Origin of the sequence: Microbacterium sp. PA5, assembly GCF_049860775.1 — a bacterium.
Lineage (GTDB): Bacteria > Actinomycetota > Actinomycetes > Actinomycetales > Microbacteriaceae > Microbacterium.
Map to the genome: position 1 here is coordinate 3,068,743 of NZ_CP187567.1, position 15,086 is coordinate 3,083,828.

The 15,086-nt window shown below is 71.1% G+C and carries 16 protein-coding genes; 5 read left to right on the forward strand and 11 right to left on the reverse strand.

Features of this window, described 5'->3' with window-relative positions; translation table 11 throughout:
• Window positions 1–114 precede the first annotated feature (114 nt).
• Together ACPWUT_RS14435 and ACPWUT_RS14440 are read right to left on the reverse strand one after the other, a co-directional pair.
• Window positions 115–984, reverse strand: coding sequence for an EamA family transporter (locus ACPWUT_RS14435; RefSeq protein ID WP_425838937.1), 870 nt, complete (start codon window positions 982–984; stop codon window positions 115–117).
• On the reverse strand, window positions 981–2,201 hold the full coding sequence (locus ACPWUT_RS14440; protein ID WP_425838940.1) for a serine hydrolase domain-containing protein: 1,221 nt from the start codon (window positions 2,199–2,201) through the stop codon (window positions 981–983). The genes ACPWUT_RS14435 and ACPWUT_RS14440 overlap by 4 nt, the downstream gene beginning before the upstream one ends.
• Window positions 2,202–2,338: 137 nt before the next feature.
• Between ACPWUT_RS14440 and ACPWUT_RS14445 the strand changes: the two genes are divergently transcribed.
• The gene (locus tag ACPWUT_RS14445) at window positions 2,339–2,650 is read left to right on the forward strand and encodes a DUF2470 domain-containing protein (RefSeq protein ID WP_425838943.1); all 312 of its coding nucleotides are present in this window, start codon (window positions 2,339–2,341) and stop codon (window positions 2,648–2,650) included.
• Window positions 2,651–2,717: 67 nt separating this feature from the next.
• The gene (locus tag ACPWUT_RS14450) at window positions 2,718–3,374 is read left to right on the forward strand and encodes a heme oxygenase (biliverdin-producing) (protein ID WP_425838946.1); all 657 of its coding nucleotides are present in this window, start codon (window positions 2,718–2,720) and stop codon (window positions 3,372–3,374) included.
• A 16-nt stretch (window positions 3,375–3,390) separates the two neighbouring features.
• On the opposite strand, the gene ACPWUT_RS14455 is transcribed toward ACPWUT_RS14450, so the two are convergent.
• The gene (locus ACPWUT_RS14455) at window positions 3,391–4,785 is read right to left on the reverse strand and encodes an ATP-dependent DNA helicase (protein ID WP_425838949.1); all 1,395 of its coding nucleotides are present in this window, start codon (window positions 4,783–4,785) and stop codon (window positions 3,391–3,393) included.
• A 35-nt stretch (window positions 4,786–4,820) separates the two neighbouring features.
• On the opposite strand from ACPWUT_RS14455, the gene ACPWUT_RS14460 reads away from it, so the two are divergent.
• A complete protein-coding gene (locus ACPWUT_RS14460; RefSeq protein ID WP_425838952.1) occupies window positions 4,821–5,936 on the forward strand; it encodes a hypothetical protein in 1,116 nt (371 codons plus the stop codon).
• Here the strand turns inward: ACPWUT_RS14460 and ACPWUT_RS14465 are convergent.
• Window positions 5,843–7,984 carry an MMPL family transporter gene (locus ACPWUT_RS14465; RefSeq protein ID WP_284528833.1) on the reverse strand — a complete coding sequence of 714 codons (2,142 nt, stop codon included), beginning with the start codon at window positions 7,982–7,984 and terminating at the stop codon, window positions 5,843–5,845. The genes ACPWUT_RS14460 and ACPWUT_RS14465 overlap by 94 nt on opposite strands.
• 81 nt (window positions 7,985–8,065) lie before the next feature.
• Here ACPWUT_RS14465 and ACPWUT_RS14470 point away from each other — a divergent pair, with 81 nt between their 5' ends.
• Window positions 8,066–8,569: a MarR family winged helix-turn-helix transcriptional regulator gene (locus ACPWUT_RS14470; RefSeq protein WP_284528832.1), complete on the forward strand. Its 504-nt coding sequence runs from the start codon at window positions 8,066–8,068 to the stop codon at window positions 8,567–8,569.
• A gap of 6 nt (window positions 8,570–8,575) precedes the next feature.
• Here ACPWUT_RS14470 and ACPWUT_RS14475 read toward each other — a convergent pair whose 3' ends face one another.
• The 3 genes from ACPWUT_RS14475 to ACPWUT_RS14485 all read right to left on the reverse strand — a co-directional run bounded on the left by ACPWUT_RS14475 (window position 8,576) and on the right by ACPWUT_RS14485 (window position 11,901).
• Window positions 8,576–10,546 carry a cytochrome c oxidase assembly protein gene (locus ACPWUT_RS14475; RefSeq protein ID WP_425838957.1) on the reverse strand — a complete coding sequence of 657 codons (1,971 nt, stop codon included), beginning with the start codon at window positions 10,544–10,546 and terminating at the stop codon, window positions 8,576–8,578.
• 133 nt (window positions 10,547–10,679) lie between these two features.
• A complete protein-coding gene (locus ACPWUT_RS14480) occupies window positions 10,680–10,958 on the reverse strand; it encodes an HU family DNA-binding protein (protein ID WP_067165507.1) in 279 nt (92 codons plus the stop codon).
• 346 nt (window positions 10,959–11,304) lie between these two features.
• The gene (locus ACPWUT_RS14485; protein WP_284528312.1) at window positions 11,305–11,901 is read right to left on the reverse strand and encodes a TetR/AcrR family transcriptional regulator; all 597 of its coding nucleotides are present in this window, start codon (window positions 11,899–11,901) and stop codon (window positions 11,305–11,307) included.
• A gap of 174 nt (window positions 11,902–12,075) precedes the next feature.
• Here ACPWUT_RS14485 and ACPWUT_RS14490 point away from each other — a divergent pair, with 174 nt between their 5' ends.
• The gene (locus ACPWUT_RS14490; RefSeq protein ID WP_284528313.1) at window positions 12,076–12,897 is read left to right on the forward strand and encodes an alpha/beta hydrolase; all 822 of its coding nucleotides are present in this window, start codon (window positions 12,076–12,078) and stop codon (window positions 12,895–12,897) included.
• A gap of 105 nt (window positions 12,898–13,002) precedes the next feature.
• Here ACPWUT_RS14490 and rpsN read toward each other — a convergent pair whose 3' ends face one another.
• From rpsN to ACPWUT_RS14510, 4 genes are all read right to left on the reverse strand, one after another.
• Window positions 13,003–13,308 carry a 30S ribosomal protein S14 gene (gene rpsN / locus ACPWUT_RS14495; protein ID WP_144806591.1) on the reverse strand — a complete coding sequence of 102 codons (306 nt, stop codon included), beginning with the start codon at window positions 13,306–13,308 and terminating at the stop codon, window positions 13,003–13,005.
• 4 nt (window positions 13,309–13,312) lie between these two features.
• Window positions 13,313–13,483: a 50S ribosomal protein L33 gene (gene rpmG, locus ACPWUT_RS14500; RefSeq protein ID WP_005051772.1), complete on the reverse strand. Its 171-nt coding sequence runs from the start codon at window positions 13,481–13,483 to the stop codon at window positions 13,313–13,315.
• The gene (gene rpmB, locus ACPWUT_RS14505; RefSeq protein ID WP_047543954.1) at window positions 13,483–13,719 is read right to left on the reverse strand and encodes a 50S ribosomal protein L28; all 237 of its coding nucleotides are present in this window, start codon (window positions 13,717–13,719) and stop codon (window positions 13,483–13,485) included. Before rpmB ends, rpmG begins: the two co-directional genes overlap by 1 nt.
• A 325-nt stretch (window positions 13,720–14,044) precedes the next feature.
• A complete protein-coding gene (locus ACPWUT_RS14510; RefSeq protein ID WP_284528314.1) occupies window positions 14,045–15,046 on the reverse strand; it encodes an SDR family oxidoreductase in 1,002 nt (333 codons plus the stop codon).
• Between the last annotated feature and the right edge of the window lie 40 nt (window positions 15,047–15,086).

Genomic DNA, 15,086 nt, shown 5'->3' on the forward strand with positions numbered 1-15,086 from the left:
GGGTTCTCGTGCGCGTGCGTCGATGCGGCGCGCATGCTGTGCGGGCTCGGACTCTCGCCCAGCCACAGTCTCCTGCTTATTCTTCACCTTTGTCAAGCACGAAGAATAAGTGAATCAGCCGACGGGCTCCGCCGCCTCCCGCGCTCTGCGCCCCGCGGCGCGGACGGCCCCGATCGACGCGGCGATCACGAGGCCGATGCCGAGCACCTCGAGCACCGTCAGGCGCTGGCCGAGCAGCACCAGTCCAGCCAGCGCCGCGGTCGCCGGCGCCAGGCTCATGAGGATGGCGAAGGCCGATGCCGGCAGGCGCCGCAGCGCCACGAGCTCGAGCGCGTACGGGATCGTCGAGCTCAGCACGGCGACGGCCGCCCCCAGCGCCAGGAGATCCCACCGCAGGAGCGCGGTGCCCGCATCGGCGATCCCGAACGGGAGCGCCAGCACCGCCCCGAAGGTCATCGCGAGGGCGAGCCCGTCGAGCCGCGGGAACGCGGCCCCCACCCGGGCCGACGCGAGGATGTACAGCGCCCAGCTGACCGCCGCCCCGAGGGCGAACAGCACCCCCCAGGGGTCGAGCCGGTCCCACCCTCCGCCGCCGAGGGCCACGACGCCGACCAGCGCCAGCCCCGCCCACAGCCACGCCGAGGCCCGGCGGCTGGCGATGATCGAGAGCACCAACGGGCCGAGCACCTCGATCGTGACCGCGATGCCGAGCGGAAGCCGCTGCAGGGCGAGGTAGAAGAAGCCGTTCATGACCGCCAGGACCGCGCCGAAGCGCAGCACCGCGATCCACGACGCACGGCTGTGACCGCGCCAGCGGGGCCGCGCGATGGCCAGCAGGACCGCCGCCGAGAACACGAGCCGCAGCATGACCATGCCGAGCGGTCCGGCCTGCGGGAAGAGCTGGAAGGCCAGCGCGGCGCCGACCTCCTGGCAGGCGAGCCCGGCGACGACGAGCGCGACCGCCGAGGTCGAGCGCGGGTTCACGGAAGCGGGCAGATGGCGTCGTCGACGATCGCGTCGCCGAAGGTCGCCGCCTCCCACGGGAGCCCGCCGGCCTCGGGAGCGCTCTGCCCTTCGGCGGCCGGGGCCTTGGAAGCGAGTGCGGCGAGCTGCCAGGCCAGCTGTCGCGGGACGGCGCTGCCGGCACGCGAGTTGTTGAGGACGACGACGACCGACAGGCCGGTCTCGGTGTCGGCGTACGCCGCCGTCAGGTATCCCGGGACCGCTCCGGAGCTGCCGACCAGGCTGCCTGCCTGGAAGGCGCCGCCGGTGACGGTGAACCAGCTCGGCGCGTCGCTCGAGATCGGCAGCGGGTCGGCGAACCGACTCTCGACGTCGTAGGAGCGGGCACCGAGCGCGACGGACTGGATGTAGTCGCTCAGGTCGCCCACCGTCGACACGGCTCCACCGGCGGTGAAGGCGGTCGTGGGCGAGAGGCTCGTGAGGTCGGCGGGCGCGGCGCAGTCCGGCCTCCCCTTGGTGTCGCCCGACCGCAGGCCGTTCAGCCACGTCTCCGAGCCGTTCGTCGTCGAGGGCAGCGAGCTGGAGTCCATGCCCAGCGGCTCGAACACGTACTCCGAGAACAGCTCCGCCGCCGAAGCCCCCGCCGCGCGCTCGAGAGCGAGGCCGAGCAGAAGGTAGCCGGTGTCCGAGTCACGGTAGGCCGCGCCGGGCTCGCCGGCGACGCCCTTGGCCACCCCGTAGGCGACGAGCTCCTTCGGCGCCCAGACGCGCGGCGGGTTGATGTACCAGCGGGACGAGATCTCACCGGCGTAGACGCCGAGACCGCTGGTCCCGTCGCAGAGCTGGCCGAGCGTGATCGTCGCCAGGGAGGGGTAGCCGGTGAGCCAGTCGCCGAGCGCGTCGTCGACCGACACGATGCCGCGGGCGGCCATGCCGTAGAGCACGTCGCAGGTCATGGTGCGGGTGACGGGGCCGATGCGGAACCTCATGTCGGCCGAGACGGCGGGACCCTCGGGCGTGGTGGTGCCGAGCGCCTGCGTCCAGACCCCCGACCAGGGGGCCCGGACCTCGACGATGGCGCCCGTCGATCCCGTGGCGGCCATCGCCGTCTGCACGGCGCTCTGGAGCTGCTCCTGCATCTCGCCCGGGAGCGCGCCGTCGACCTGGGGGATGGGATCGAGGTCCACCGAGGTGCCCGGCGCGCACGCCGTCATGCCCAGCACCGCGACGGTCAGCACAGCGAGCAGACTGCGTCCACGATGTCTGCGCGGCATCCGTCACCCCCCGATGAGTATCGCTCTCCAGCCTACGACATGCCCCCGCGGGTCCCCGCGGCGGGGGCGGCGGCGCGGCGCGGGTCTGGCACAGTGTCCTCATGACCCACGTCTTCGACGAGGCGGCCCTGCGGGGTGTGCTCGGCCACATGAACAACGACCACACGGACGACAACATGCTCATCGCCCGGGCCTTCTCGACGGTGCCGGACGTGGTCGCCGCCGAGATGACGTCGTTCGACGGCGACGGCGGCGACTGGCGGATCGTCACGGCCCGCGGCGACGAGGACGTCGTGCGCATCCCGTGGCCCGGCGGACCCATCACCGAGCGGCCGGAGGTGCGACGCGAGATCGTCGCACTGTACGACCTCGCGTGCGCCCGGCTGGGCGTGACACCGCGTCCGCACGAGTGAGCGCGGCCCCGCGGATCCGTACGAAACCTTCAGGTTAGCTGTACCTAACTTCCGCTATGCTCTGGCCATGGCCGAGCTGATCCCGTTCTCCACCGCTCTGCGCGAGCGGTCGTCCTCCGCCCACGCCGGCAGCGAGCACGCCGGCTTCATGGCCGACCTCATGCGCGGCGAGGGCACCCGCGACGACTACATCGCGCTCGTCGTGCAGCACTGGTTCATCTACGAGGCCCTCGAGACGGCCGCCGACCGGATGAAGGCCGACCCGGTCGCGGCGACCTTCATCAGCGACAAGCTCACCCGCCTGCCGGCGCTCGAGGCCGATCTCGCCTTCCTCATCGGCGACGACTGGCGGGAGCGCATCGAACCGCTCCCCACCACCCGCCGCTACGTCGACCGCATCCGCCAGGTCGCGGCGACCTGGGCGGGCGGCTTCGTCGCCCACCACTACACGCGCTACCTCGGCGACCTCTCCGGCGGACAGTTCATCGGACGGATCATGGCGCGCCGGTTCGGCTTCGAGACCAACGGCATCGGGTTCTACCTGTTCGCCGACATCGCCGACCCGCAGGCCTTCAAGGAGGTGTACCGCGAGCAGCTCGACGCCGCGCCGTGGGATGCAGCCGAGCAGGCGAGGGTGATCGACGAGGTGCTCGTGGCCTACCGGTTCAACACCGACCTGTTCACCGACCTCGCCGCCGCGAAGTCCGCCGCCGCGTCGGCCTGAGCCGGCCGGCGATCCGTCAGCCGCCCGCGGCGCGGACCCCCGCCATGAACCGGCGGACGTCGGGGTCGACGAGGATGTCGCTCGGCCGGAGCGGACGGGAGAGGTAGAGCCCGTCCAGGCTTGTCAGGCGGGACAGCGCGACGTAGGTCTGCCCCGGCGCGAACGCGCCCGAGCCGAGGTCGACGATCGCGCGGTCGTACGTCTTGCCCTGCGACTTGTGGATGGTGACCGCCCACGCCAGTCGCAGGGGGAACTGCGTGAACTCGGCGACGATGTCCCGCGTCAGCTTGCGGCTGCCCGGGTCGTAGGCGTAGCGGAACCTCTCCCACACGGCCGGCTCGACGTCGTGCTCCTCGCCGTCGATCTCCACCCGGACCGTCCCGCCGGCGATGCGGGTCACGGTGCCGATCGATCCGTTGACCCAGCGCGGGCCGCCCCCGGCGGCCGGCCCGCGTGCGCCGAGGTCGTTGCGCAGGAACATCACCTGCGCCCCGACCTTGAGCTGCAGCTCGGCGTCGGCCGGGTAGTTCTCGCCGCGCCCGAAGTCGCCGCTCACGTCGGCGCGCGCCCGCTGCACCGGGCCCGGGAGGGCGTCGAGGTGACGCTGGTTGATGCGGTTGACGATGTCGTTGCGCGTCGCGAGGGTGATGATCGGCGGCTCGCCGTCGACCGGCTCCGGGACCGGGCGCGCGCCGGCCGCGTTGAGCTTCTCGGCGATGTCGGCGGTGACGATGCCGTGGCGCACCGCGTTGAGCATCGCCTTGAAGCCGTCGTCGGACTGACGGTGGATCTCCCGGAGCTCCTTGATGTGCAGCGGGGCGCCGACCCGGCCCAGGTCGAGCAGCCCGTCCGAGCGGATCGCCCCGGCATCCCCGCGGGGGCCGGCCCACACCTGCGCGTCGAAGAACCAGAAGGATCGGTAGTGGTCGTTGATGTAGCGCAGCTCGTCGCCGCGCGGCGGCACGGGCGACAGCTGGTACGGGTCGCCGAACATGACGATCTGCACGCCGCCGAACGGCTCGGCGCGACGGCGGCGGGCCTGCCGCAGGGAGCGGTCGATCGCATCCATCAGGTCGGCGTTGACCATCGAGATCTCGTCGATGACGAGCGTGTCGATCGCGTTCATGATCTTGCGCGCGGGCTCCGACTGCTCCAGCTCGCTGTCGGCGATGAGCCCGATCGGCAGGCGGAAGAGGGAGTGGATCGTCTGCCCCTCGACGTTGAGCGCGGCCACGCCCGTGGGAGCGCACACGGCGATCTGCTTGTGCGTGTTCCACGCGAGATGCTGCAGCAGCGTGGACTTGCCGGTGCCCGCGCGGCCCGTCACGAACACGTGCTCGCGCGTGTCCTCGATCAGGCGGAAGAGCTCCTCCTGTTCGGGAGACAGGGCCGGGATGCTCACCGGATCCATGCTAGTTGTCAGGGTGGGTTTCCTAGACTGACACGGTGGAGGATGCGACGAGCGAGCGGACGGACGCCGTGACCGGCGTGCCGTCGGCACCCGTGCCGGTCCGTGGGGGGCGCCGTCGCGCGCGCCAGCGCCCTCTCGCGTTCGACCTGACCGCGCTGGCGGTCGTCGGCGTGCTCCTGGTGGGCGCTCTGGCCGCCACCGGCGCCGTCCTCTACCAGCAGCTCTACAGCCCCGCGGCCTTCGTCGGGCGCTACCTCGACATGCTCGCGCAGGGCCGCGCGGCCGACGCGCTCGAGGTGCCGGGGGTGCGCGTCGACGCCGCCCAGCTCGAGGAGGCGGGCCTACCCGCCGACGCGGCCGACGCCCTGCTGCGACGCGACGCGCTGGCGCCGCTCGGCGAGATCGAGATCGTGTCGACGACGGAGAAGGACGGCATCGCGTCGGTCACCGCCGAGTACGACGCCGGTCCGCACCGGGCGCGGTCCACGTTCGCCGTCGAGCAGGCCGGCATGAACGGCGTGGTCCCGGCCTGGCGCTTCGCGACGACGCCGCTCGCGGTCATCGACCTGACGGTGCGCGGGGCGATGCAGTTCTCCGTCAACGGGTTCGGCATCGACAAGCGGCAGGTGCATCCGGCGGGGACGGAGGCCGATCCGCTGGAACCGGTGTCGCTCCTCGTGTTCTCCCCGGGGCTTTACTCGATCGCCGTCGACACCGCGCTGTCGGCGAGCCCCGGCGTGGCGGTGCTGTCGGACAAGCCGCGCGCGGAGATCCCCGTCGACCTGCAGACCGAGGCGACCGACACCTTCGTGGACGTGGTGCAGGAGAAGGTGGACGCCTTCCTCGACGAGTGCGCCACCCAGCGCGTGCTCCAGCCCACGGGCTGCCCGTTCGGCTTCCCGGTGCGCAACCGCATCGTCGACGAGCCGACCTGGTCGATCGCCGAGCAGCCCGTCGTCTCGCTCGAGCCCGACGGCGCGGACTGGCGGATCCGGCGCACCCAGGCGGTTGCGCACATCGTCGTGGACATCCAGTCGATCTACGACGGATCGATCCGTCACGTCGACGAGGACGTGCCCTTCTTCATCGACGGCGACATCGTCGTGCTGCCCGACGGCACCGCGTCGATCACCGTGTCCGCCGCCGACTGAGCGTCGCTCACGGCGGGACGGCGCGGCCACCAGAAGCGGTCGCCGGTGAGGAAGGCGAGCGCCGGCACGATCACCGTCCGCACGAGGAGCGTGTCGATCAGCACGCCGATGCAGACGATGATCCCGATCTGCGTCAGCGTGATGAGCGGCAGCACGCCGAGCACCGCGAAGACCGCCGCGAGCAGGATGCCGGCGCTCGTGATCACGGCGCCGGTGGCCGCGAGGGCCCGGATCATGCCGCGGGTGGTGCCGAGCCGGTGCGACTCCTCCTGCGCCCGTGTCACGAGGAAGATGCTGTAGTCCACTCCGAGCGCGACCAGGAACAGGAAGCTGAAGAGGAGCACGTTGACGTCGATCGCCGGGAATCCGAACAGCGGCGTCTGGAAGAGCCACCAGCTGGCGCCGACCGCCGAGAAGAAGCTCGCGACGACCGCGATCAGCAGCAGCAGCGGGGCCACGAGCGCGCGCAGCAGCACGATCAGCACGAGCAGGACGAGCACCAGGATGAGCGGGATGATGAGCGCCTGGTCCCTGGACTGCGCGTCCGAGACGTCGAGGGCGCGGGCGTCGAGCCCGCCGACGAGCGCCGTCCCGGTGCCCACTCCGTCGAGCTCCGCGCGCATGGCGCGGACGGCGGCGAACGCCTCGGCGGTCTCGGCGTCTGCCGACAGGGTGACGTCGATGCGCACGAGGTCGCCCGACTCGTCGCCGGCCAGCGCCGTGTCGACGCCGTCGAGGGCGCGGAGCGCGTCGACCGTCTCGGTCGCCTCGTCACGGGGCGCGACGACCACCGCCGGGGAGGTCGTGCCGGCCGAGAAGGCCTCGGCGAGGATCTCCTGGCCGAGGACGGCCTCCGGCTTCTGCAGGAACCGGTCGTTCTGGGACAGACCCGTCTGCACGAAGAACATGCCGCTCGCGAGGGCCGCGAGCACCACGAACCCGGTCGCCGCCACCACGGCAGGGCGGCGCGACACGGCGCGGCCCAGCCGTCCCCAGGGGCTCCGGGAGATCGCGTCGGGCGAGCCGAAGCGGGGGACGTAGGGCCAGAAGAGGCCGCGGCCGAACAGCACGAGCGCGGCGGGGAGGACGATCAGGGCGAACGCCATCGCGACGACCACGCCGACGGCGCACGCGAGGCCCAGCGCACGGTTGCCCGCCAGTTCGCCGAGCAGCAGCGTGGCCAGCGCGAGGGCGACGGTCGATCCGCTCGCGAGGATCGCCGGACCGGCCCCGCGCACGGCCCGGCGCATCGCTTCGCGCCGGTCCTCGTGCAGGCGCAGCTCATCGCGGTAGCGGGCGATCAGCAGGAGGGCGTAGTTGGTCCCGGCCCCGAAGACGAGGACCGAGAGGATGCCGGTGATCGACGCATCCAGCTGCACGCCCACGGCCGCCGCCACGCGACGGGCGACGATCCCCGCCGAGGCGTCGGCGACACCGATGACCGTCAGCGGGACCAGCCAGAGCCAGGGGCTGCGGTAGGTGATCAGCAGCAGCACGGCGACGACGATGACGGTGGTCAGCAGGAGCGTGAAGTCGGCGCCCGCGAACACCGCGGCGACGTCGACCTCGAAGCCCTCGGCGCCGGTCAGGTAGACGCGCACGCCGTCGAGGTCGTCGGCGGCGAGGTCGCGGATCTCCTGGGCCCGCTCGGCCTGCTTCTCGACGTCCGGCTCCGGATCCAGCGGCACGACGAGCAGGGCGACCTCGCCGTCCTCGGACACCTGGGGCGGGGGGATGAAGCCCTCCGGGGTGAGGTCGGTCAGCTCGCCGAACGCCTTGGCCTCGATGGCGGCGCGCTGCGCTTCGGTGAGCGCACCGTCGTCGGCGGCGAACACCAGCAGGGCCGAGGTGGTGTCGGCGCCGGGGAAGTCCTCCAGCAGCCGGTCCACCTGCACCGACTCCGCGGAGTCGGGGAGGCCGACGGCGGGCGCGGTCTCCGCCTCTTCCGCCGAGCCCCAGGCGAACAGCGCGGCGACGGCGCCGGCGGCCAGCAGCAGGATGATCCACGACGTCTTCGCCGAGGTGATGAGGCGCAGGAAGGAAGCCATGTCGACTCTTTCGCTCGAGGACTTTTCACTAGATTATCTAGCTACCAGCTAAACTAGCGTACAAACCCCTACAATCGGAACGTGGCGGAAAACAGACCGCGCCCCGTCGACGAACATCCCGACGAGTTCGTCCGGCCGGAGGGGATGCCCCTCCGGCCCGCCACCATGCTCCTGAGGGACTTCCTGGAGGTCAGCGAGGCCTTCGAGCGGATGATGCGACGGGAGCTCGAGGTCAACCCCACCGACCTCGAGATGATGGAGCACCTGATCTCCTCGGGACCGCTGCCGCCGTCGGAGCTCTCCGACCGGCTCTCCATCTCGACGGCGTCGATGACAACCGCGATCGATCGTCTCGTCGCCCTCGGCCACGTCACCCGCGAACCGCATCCGACCGATCGGCGCCGGATCCTCGTCGTGCCCACCGAGTCCTCGCGCCGGCACGCGATGTCGCTGCTGATGCCGATGATCCAGGCCATCGACGCCGAGATCGACCACTTCGACGAGGACGAGCAGAGGGTCATCACCGACTACCTCACGCGGGTCGTCGAGACCTACCGGCGCCTCGCCTCGCAGGGCGACGCCTGACGCGCGTCAGCGGCGGGCGTCGCGCTCGGCGAGCGCCGCGAGGTGGGCGTTGTACGCCTCGCGCTCGGCGTCGCCGGTGCGGTCGGCCTGCCGGTCCGACCGGCGCTGGGCGCGCTCGTCGGAGCGGCTCCACTGCACGGCGACCACGATCGCGAGGATGAGGGTGGGGATCTCGCCGATCGACCACGCGATCCCGCCGCCCGTGTACTGATCCACCAGCGGCGGATCGCCCCAGGTGCGGCCCATCGCCCCGAACCACTCCGCGACGAACAGTCCCGACGACATCATGATCGCGATGCCGAAGAACGCGTGCATGGCCATGATGCCGATGAGGGTCACGAGCCGGAACGGATACGGGAGCCGGTACGGCACCGGATCGATGCCCACGAGCGATTGCACGAAGAGGTAGCCCGAGATCAGGAAGTGCGCGATCATCCACTCGTGGCCGAGGTGGTCGTAGAGCGACCACCGGAAGAGCTCGCTGTAGTAGAACGCCCACAGCGACCCGATGAACATCGCCGCGGCGAACAGCGGGTGCGTGATGACGCGGGAGAACGGCGTGTGGACCGCCCACAGCACCCACTCGCGGGCTCCCCGGGTGCCGTCGTCGCGCTTGCGGACGGCGCGCGCGACGAGCGAGACCGGGGCCCCGAACACCAGGCAGAGCGGGATGGCCATCGACAGCAGCATGTGGCCCACCATGTGCACGCTGAACAGGTAGTCCTGGTAGGCGTTCACGGGTCCGCACGTCACCCAGAGCAGCAGCAGCAGCCCCGCGACCCACAGGACCGTCCGGTAGAGCGGCCACCGGTCGCCGCGACGGTGCAGGCGCCAGACGCCCGCGAGGTAGAAGAAGAGGCCGAATCCCACCGCGAAGGCCCACAGCGGGTCGATGTCCCACGCGGTGAGCCAGCGCTCGGGAGTCAGCTCGGGCGGCAGCGGCGCCCCCGTCAGCACCTGCGCGGGCGTCTGCACCTCGGGCAGGGTGGTGTCCACGGCCGGGGGCGTGCGCGCGAGGGCCGCCGCGGCGCCGCTCGCGATGCCCATGAAGGCGATCTCGAGCGCGACCAGGCCCCAGAACACGCGCGACGCGGCATCGGTCGCGAGGCGTCCGATCAGCCGGCGGCGGTAGGACGCTCCGAGCACGCCCATGGCGACGAGGGCGACGATCTTGACGAGCAGCAGGATGCCGTAGGGGGTCGCGAGCTGCGCGAGCCCGATCCCGCCGGCCAGGGCCCGGAGGGTCCCCGAGACGGCGACGACGATGAAGGCCGCCAGCGCGATGCTCGAGTAGCGCTGCAGCACGACGGTGAGCTCGGCCCGCTCGAGCGCGGGGCGGACGATCACGAGCAGGAGCAGACCGCCGAGCCACACCGCGGCGGCGATGATGTGCAGCGCCAGGGCCATGACGGCCGTGTTGTGGTTGGCCTCCTCCCCCGAATGACCCTGCGAGGCCATGGGGATGAGGGATGCGACGGCGAGACCGGCCACGACCAGGGTCGTCGTCCACCCGCGGACGGCGAAGGTGAGGACGGTGAGGACGGCACCGGCGATCGTCGTCAGCAGCCACGCGCGTCCGAGGTCGGTGTCGACGAGGAAGCGGCCGAGCTGCTGGCCGAACTGCGCATCGGCGCTGGGCGTCGCGTTGAAGATGCTGAGGAAGGTGAAGTACGCGGTGAGCGCGGAGCCGATCGTGAAGCCGGCCGCCGAGACGGACGCGGTGTCGAGGGCGGCGTCGAAGGCGCGCTCCCCCGCCCGCAGGGCGAACAGCGCGAGCACGAGCGAGCCGACCATGCCCGCGGCGGTCAGGTTGACCAGCAGCTTGACCGCCGGCAGCCCCCAGCGCACGAGCGGGCCCGGGTCTCCGACGACGAGAGGGGCCGCGCCGCCGCCGTACGCGAGGCCCAGGAGGAGGGTCACCAGCGCGGCCGCGACCAGGATCACCGGCCCGGCGAGTCGGAGCGCGCGGGTGTTCACCTCTCCAGCGTAGTTCGGCGGGAGGAGGGCGCCGCACCGGGCCCGGCGTCGGAGGCGTCCGGGCGCGGGGACGACGAAGGGGGATGCCTGTCGGCATCCCCCGTCGTGCAGCCGTCGGGCTGCGGCAGCGGTCTTACTTGACGGCAGCCTTGAGCTTCGAGCCCGCGGTGACCTTGACGCGCTTGCCCGCGGGGATCTTGATCTCCGCACCCGTCTGCGGGTTGCGGCCCGTGCGCGCCGACGTCTCGACCTGCTCGAACGCGATCCAGCCGGGGATCGTGACCTTGTCACCCTTGGCGACGGCCTCGGAGACGGTCGAGAACAGCGCGTCGAGCACGCCCGAGACAGCGGACTGGCTCTGTCCCGTCGCGGATGCGATGCTGGCGACGAGCTCGGTCTTGGTGATAGCCATGGGGTTGTCCTCCAGACGGCGATGGCCGCCTTCAGTTACTTCGGACCGGAGGCTGACACCCCCGGCTGGTCGGTTGGACCGCCCCCGAATATACCCACGATCCGCGTGATTCCGCGGATTTCGGGCCCGGATGCGGCTGTTTGGGCGGCGTGTCGCGTCCGATTGGTCGTTCTGTGACGTTTTCGGCCCCCGTGCGCATGCGACCGCATGCTCCCCGCCACCCCGCCGAACCGACACCATTTCTGCGAGCCGACACCGTTCGTACCGCGATTTCCGTGTCGGTTCGCACGAAGCGTGTCGGCTCGCGGGGGTGAGGTGAGGGTGGGGAGGGGGAGGGGGTGGGGGGTCAGGGGCGGTGGGTGTCGATGACCGTGCGGGCGGACTGCGCGAAGACCGGTGCGACGATGTCGGTGCCGTCGAGGTAGCCGCCGACGAGCGCGGCGTCGCGCAGCAGCACGAGCGCGCCGGCGACGCCCTCGGGATCGCGCAGGCCCGCCGCGGCGGCGAGGTCGCGCAGCGTGCTGCGGAACCAGTCGCGGTGGGTCGCGATCAGCGCGCGCACCGGTCCCTCGTCGGGATACTCGGCCGCCGCGTTGATGAAGGGGCACCCGCGCGTGTGGCGCTGCGCGATGTCGGCCTGGATGCCCGCCACCACGAGGTCGAGCAGCTCGTCGGGCGTGCCGCCGGCAGCGGCGGCCTCTTCGAAGAGCGCGCGCAGCCCGGCATCCTCGCCCTCGAGGTACGCGAGGACGAGGTTCTCCTTGCCGGCGAACTGCTTGTAGAGGGTGGCGCGGGTGACGCCGGCGACCTCGATCACGCGGTCGACGCCCACCGAGTGGATGCCCTCGCGGTAGAACAGCGCGGTCGCCGCGGCCAGCAGCCTGTCGCGCGCCGGCAGCCCGGACGCCGCGATCTCGTCGACGGCGACGGGTGCAGTGCTCATCGTCACATTCTCTGTCATTTCGGATGCGGGCTTTCGTCTCGGGAGGATTCCGGGAATAGTCTTGCGTAGATAGAACGTTCGGTCTACCATCAGGATACATCAGCCGGGAACGACCGGCTCCCCGCACCACCCGCACCGCCACCATCCACTCGCACACCCCACAAGGAGCACGACATGAACACCTCGACCAAGACCCCCATCGTCCTCATCCACGGACTCTGGATGACCCCGAAGAGCTGGGACACCTGGGCGGATCGCTTCCGCGCCGCGGGCCACCAGGTCATCGTCCCCGGCTGGCCCGGGATCGACGACCGCTCGGTGGAGGACATCCGCCGCAACCCCGAGGCGCTGAAGGGCATCGGCATCCGTGACATCGTCGACCACTACGAGCGAATCATCCGCGCCCTCCCCGAGAAGCCGATCATCATGGGCCACTCCTTCGGCGGCCTCTTCACCCAGATGCTCGCCGACCGCGGCCTCGGCGTCGCCTACGTGGGCGTGACGCCCGGCCAGCCGGCAGGCATCACGACGCTGCCGCTGTCGACCCTGTGGACCGGCACACCGATCCTCTCCAACCCGTTCGGCCGGAACGGTGCGAAGCCGCTGTCGAAGCGCCACTTCCACTTCACCTTCGGCAACGACCTGCCCCGCGCCGCGTCCGACGAGCTGTGGGAGCAGTACGCCGTGAACTCCTACAACCGGGTGTTCTTCGAGGGCGTCGCCGCCGCGTTCAACGAGAAGGGGGGTGCGTCGCACGTCGACTACGGCCGGACCGACCGCGCACCGCTCCTCGTCATCACCGGTGAGATCGACCACGTCGTGCCGCCGGCGATCGGGCGCGCGATCGTCAAGAAGTACCGCAGCACCGGGAGCCCGGCCGTCGTGGACTACCGCGAGTTCCCCGGACGCACCCACCGCATCGTCAGCCAGGACGGCTGGGAGGAAGTCGCCGACTTCGCCCTCGAGTGGGCGACCTCGCACGCCGCCGCGGCCTGACCGACCCCGCTCGCGCAGGAACGCAGAAGGCCGGAACCCCGAGGGGCTCCGGCCTTCGCTGCTGTGCGGGTGCTTACCAGCTCACAGCGCTGTCGGCGTGCTGGTTCACCAGCTCGACTTGGTCACGCCGGGCAGCTCGCCACGGTGCGCCATGTCGCGGAAGCGGACACGCGAGATGCCGAACTTCGACAGGTGGCCGCGCGGGCGGCCGTCGATGGCGTCGCGGTTGCGCAGACGCACCGGCGACGCGTTGCGCGGGAGCTTCTGCAGGCCGACGCGGGCGGCCTCGCGGGCCTCGTCGGTCGCGTTCGGGTCGACGAGCGTCTTCTTCAGCTCGGCGCGCTTCTCGGCGTACCGGGCCACGACCTCTTCGCGCTGGTTGTTGCGCGCGATCTTGCTCTTCTTGGCCATGAGATCAGCGCTCCTCTCGGAATTCGACGTGCTTGCGGATCACCGGGTCGTACTTCTTGAGCACGATGCGGTCGGGGTTGTTGCGGCGGTTCTTGCGCGTCACGTAGGTGTACCCCGTGCCGGCGGTCGAGCGCAGCTTGATGATCGGACGGACGTCCTGAGCCTTCTTCGCCATTAGAGCTTCACACCCTTCGCGAGGAGGTCCTTCACGACCGACTCGATGCCGCGGGCGTCGATGACCTTGATGCCCTTGGCCGAGACGTTCAGCTTGATGTTGCGACCAAGCGAAGGAACGTAGTAGGTCTTCTTCTGCACGTTCGGGTCGAAGCGGCGCTTCGTCCGGCGGTGCGAGTGCGAGATGTTGTGACCGAAGCCGGGAACTGCTCCAGTCACCTGGCACACTGCTGCCATGGTGATGTCTCCCTTATGCCCCTGATGAGGCAGTTACCGTGAGGCCGGACGGCCCCACCCAAGATCCCTTGTCTGCATCCCGTGACACACGCGATCCCCGCCCGGATGTTCCGGTCGTTGAGCGAACGATGTGAGACGAAACGCGAACTGCGTGCTGGAGTGCGCGCAGACAAAGAGTCAGTCTAGCACGGGCGGGCCCGGACGCTGAGCGGGGCGGGGGGTCGCCGTTTCGTCTCGCTGCGCTCGCTCAACGACCGGGGTGGCCAGCGCTCGCTCGGCGAGCGGGGTGCGAGCGGCCGCTCGGCGACCGCGGTGCGAGCGTCGCTCAGCGGGCGCGGGGGCGGTACCGCTCGACGAGCAGGTCGGCCAGCTCCTCGTAGTGGGCGTCGACGGTCTGCGCCTCGGGATGCGCGTCGTACCACTCGACGATCTCCCGCGCGCCGCGGGCGAACGGGACGGTGGTGCCGAAGCCGGGCACGATGCGCGTGATCTTGGAGTTGTCGAACACCGCCGAGTGCGTCTTGTCGCCAAGGAGCGAGGATCCCCACTCCGCGTCGAGCGCCGCGATCGCCTCCGAGGGCACGTGGACGAGGTCGGGCTCGGCCACCCCGGCGGCGTGGGCGAGCTCGGTGTAGATCTGGTTCCAGGTCGGGGCCTCGCCGCCGGTGATGTGGAAGGGCTCGCCGATCGCGTCGGCTCGGCCGAACAGGCCGACGAACCCCCGGGCGAAGTCGCTGCTGTGGGTGATCGTCCACAGGGACGTGCCGTCGCCGTGGACGATCACCGGCTTGCCGGCGCGCATCCGCTCGATCGCGGTCCAGCCGCCGTCGATCGGCAGCAGCGTCGCGTCGTAGGTGTGCGACGGCCGCACGATCGTCATCGGGAAGCCGGTCTCGCGGTAGGCGGCGACGAGCGCGTCCTCGCAGGCGATCTTGTTGCGCGAGTACTCCCAGTGCGGGTTGCGCAGCGGCGTCGACTCGGTGATCGGCAGGTGCGTGGGCGGCGTCTGGTAGGCCGAGGCGGAGCTGATGAAGATGTACTGGCGCGTGCGGCCGGCGAACAGCCGCAGGTCGGTCTCGATGTGGGCGGGCGTGAAGGCGAGGAACTCCGCGACGACGTCGAACTCGAGATCGCCGAGCGCCTCGCGCACCGAGTCCTCGTCGCGGATGTCTCCGAGGTGCACGGTGACGCCCTCGGGCACCGCCCGCCGCTGCTCGCGCCCGCGGTGCAGCAGGTGCACCTCGTGCCCCTGGCGGAGAGCCTCGGCGACGCACGCCGTGCTGATGATCCCCGTGCCTCCGATGAACAGCACACGCAGCGTCGACATGACTTCCTCCTCCGATGGGGGTCCGGCCTCCAGCATCACA